This window comes from Vibrio sp. 10N.261.51.F11 (genome assembly GCF_041471665.1).
Classification (GTDB): Bacteria; Pseudomonadota; Gammaproteobacteria; order Enterobacterales; family Vibrionaceae; genus Vibrio; species Vibrio crassostreae_C.
In genome coordinates this window covers 1-223 of record NZ_JBFROW010000102.1, presented here as the reverse complement: position 1 = coordinate 223, position 223 = coordinate 1, and the positions used below count along the sequence as shown (strand labels likewise).

At 44.8% G+C, this 223-nt stretch carries 1 protein-coding gene; it reads left to right on the top strand.

Features of this window, described 5'->3' with window-relative positions; translation table 11 throughout:
- Nucleotides 1-223: cadherin-like domain-containing protein (locus AB4351_RS21810; protein WP_372127169.1), on the top strand; the 223-nt coding region annotated here is incomplete at both ends.

Here is a 223-nt window from a genome sequence, read left to right as displayed (position 1 = left end):
ATGAGAACTTCAATGGTGATATCGATATTAGCTTCGATATCTCAGATGGTACCAATACGGTTCAAGCATCGGCTGACCTAACCGTTAACCCAGTTAATGACCTGCCAGTACCTCAAGACCAACAGTTCAGCGTTGAAGAAGATGGCACGTTAATCTTTACTGATGCCGACCTGTTAACAGGCGCTACCGACATTGAAGGTGATAACCTAACGGTTGAAGGTGT